The sequence below is a fragment of the Lutibacter sp. genome, assembly GCF_041596795.1.
In the GTDB taxonomy this organism is placed as follows: Bacteria; Bacteroidota; Bacteroidia; order Flavobacteriales; family Flavobacteriaceae; genus Lutibacter.
In genome coordinates, this window is the sequence record NZ_JBFHHX010000246.1 from 1 (window position 1) to 2,649 (window position 2,649).

The 2,649-nt window shown below is 29.3% G+C and carries 4 protein-coding genes; 2 read left to right on the plus strand and 2 right to left on the minus strand.

The genetic code is table 11. The features are described from left to right. A partial coding sequence (locus tag ABY298_RS15880; protein WP_372747022.1) for an NAD(P)/FAD-dependent oxidoreductase occupies nt 1-398 on the minus strand: 398 nt, incomplete at its 3' end. Between the two features lie 143 nt (nt 399-541). Here ABY298_RS15880 and ABY298_RS15885 point away from each other — a divergent pair. Continuing rightward, nucleotides 542-1,006 carry a DUF4920 domain-containing protein gene (locus ABY298_RS15885; RefSeq protein WP_372747023.1) on the plus strand — a complete coding sequence of 155 codons (465 nt, stop codon included), beginning with the start codon at nt 542-544 and terminating at the stop codon, nt 1,004-1,006. 20 nt (nt 1,007-1,026) lie between these two features. Further along, a complete protein-coding gene (locus tag ABY298_RS15890) occupies nt 1,027-1,581 on the plus strand; it encodes a PepSY-associated TM helix domain-containing protein (RefSeq protein WP_372747024.1) in 555 nt (184 codons plus the stop codon). On the opposite strand, the gene ABY298_RS15895 is transcribed toward ABY298_RS15890, so the two are convergent. Beyond that, nucleotides 1,576-2,505 carry a GYDIA family GHMP kinase gene (locus ABY298_RS15895; protein WP_372747025.1) on the minus strand — a complete coding sequence of 310 codons (930 nt, stop codon included), beginning with the start codon at nt 2,503-2,505 and terminating at the stop codon, nt 1,576-1,578. The genes ABY298_RS15890 and ABY298_RS15895 overlap by 6 nt on opposite strands. Nucleotides 2,506-2,649 lie beyond the last annotated feature (144 nt).

Here is a 2,649-nt window from a genome sequence, read left to right on the forward strand (position 1 = left end):
CTTGTTTTTAAAATAACACCTGCATTTTTAGCACTTTCTAAAAAACAATCTATAATAGTTTGAGACGAATTACTTTCAGGAAAAATACGATTATCATCTTCAATTTTTAACGAAACTCCCCTATTTTCAAACCATTCCATAGTATCGCCTGTCATAAATTGATGAAATGGACCGCGTAATTCTTTTCCACCACGAGGGTAAAATTCAATCAACTCATTTGGCGTAAAACAAGCGTGCGTAACATTGCATCGTCCGCCACCGCTTACTTTTACTTTTTGCAGCACTTTAGTACTTCCTTCTAAAATAATAACTACTAAATCAGGATTTAATTCTGCCGCATTTATAGCTGCAAAATAACCAGCAGCTCCACCTCCAATAATTATAAATTTTTTTGCCATATTAAATGCAAAAATAGCATATTATAATGTATATTCTTAAATATTACGGTGCTTAAGCAAATTTAAAAAACACCAACATTGATAATTTAAATTTAAGTATATTTACATTTCAATTTTAAACAACGTAAGTTAAATTATTTTATATGAAAAGATTCGTTTTATTTTTATTGCTTTCGGTAGTGTTCGTTTTTAATTCACATTCTCAAGAAGGTGTAAAATATGGTAAAAAACTTGTATTAAAAGAGAAAACTCCAATTTCTGAATTATTTAAAAATCCAAAAAAATATGTTGGTAAAACTGTACAAGTTGAAGGGTTAATAGTTAAAGTTTGTGAAAAAAGAGGTTGTTGGATTGATATAGCTAGTGATAAAGAATTTGAAAAAATTAGATTAAAAGTTGATGATGGTGTAATTGTTTTTCCAATGGAGGAAAAAGGAAAAAAAATTATAGCTGAAGGTGTTTTTGAAGCTCTTGTATACACCAAAGAAGATTTAATTGAACAAGGTGAGCATATGGCAAAAGAATATGGAACTAAGTTTGATCCAAAGACTATAACCAAAGGCAAAACTGAATATAGATTAAAAGGACTTGGAGCCGTAGTTAACTAAATAAACCTAACTTTTAATTAATGCACTGGAGAAAATTACTACGTGTATTGCATAGAGATATTGGCTACATTGCCGCTGGCTTAACCATTATTTATGCAATTTCTGGCATAGCTGTAAACCATATTCAAGACTGGAATCCTAATTATAAAATTGAAAAATCAACTATAATTTTAGATTCTTTACCAAAAAACGCCACAAAAGATGAAACTGTAGTGTACGTTTTAAATGCTATTAATGAAAAAGGTGAAGTAAAAAACACCTACAGATCTTCTCCTAATGAATTAGAAATTTTTGTTGAAGGCAATACCATTTTAGTTAATTATATTACCAAAGAAGTAAAACAAGAAAAAGTTAATTCAAGATTATTTTTAAAAGAAACCAACGACTTACATTTAAACAAACCGAAAGGATTATGGACTTATATTGCTGATATATTTGCAGTTGCTCTGCTATTTTTAGCAATTTCAGGTTTATTTATGATTAAAGGGAAAAACGGAATTAAAGGCAGAGGATGGTGGCTTACACTTATTGGCTTTGGAATTCCTTTGTTATTTTGGCTTTATTATTATTTATAAAATTAAATCTTGATACGGAATTACCGTTTGAAATCCTTTTTGATTAAAATATTTTAAAGAATCTTGGTTTCCGGTAGCTAAAATAAAATCGCCTCCCCAAGCTCCTAAACTTTTTGTTTGTCCAAAATAATCTGAGAAATAAATTTCCTGAACAGTTTTTAGCTGTATAGTTTTTGAAACAATTTGCTCGTGTTCAATTAGTAGTTTTTCAAAATCATCTATTTTATTGCAAACCACAAAAGCTTTTGTTAATTGAGAAATTTGTGTTATTTCTGAAGTTAAATTGCCTTTTAAACTTTTAAACCGTTGAATACCATCTCTGCTATTTTGTTTTTTATTTAAATACACAAAATACAATTGATCTTTAAAAGTTGGATTAAAATTAACTTTTTCTACAATTGGATTGGTTTCATTTCTGGTATATAAAATGGGTGTATTATTTTGCGCACAAGCAATATCGTAACCACTTCCACCAAATGTTTTTTCTAATAATTGATACGGATTTACTTTAGCCCAATTCGCTAAATTATTTATTAGTGTTGAAGATGTTCCCAATCCCCAGTTTTTAGGAAACGTAAGGTTTGTTTTCACTAAAAACCCTTGTTCTGTATTCAAAAAAGAAGGATTCAACTGTCTAATTTGCAATAATATTTCAAATAAATTTTCCGCTAAACTTCCCTTTCCTCCATCTTGTTTATCATCATAAGATGCGCTTGTCAAACGCAATTTTGGTAATTCAAAAATGGCTTGCAACCAACATTCACCAGTATTTGTATAACTTTCCCAAATTAATTCGGGTTGGTTAATTGGTTCTACAATTAAATCTTGTCCGCAAGTTGTTGGCACTGCTAAAGATATTGCGCCATCTAACACAAAATATTCACCCGTTATTAATAATTTACCGTTACTGTAGAATTCTTTCATTATTTCTCTCCAATCAAATTATTATATGCTTCTACAACAGCGTTATGTGTTATTGTTTTATGTTCAAAATAATCGATCAAATATTCTTTTTCTTCATCACTTGCGCCTAACTGTTTAATTATATTTGTTAAGTGCATTTTCATA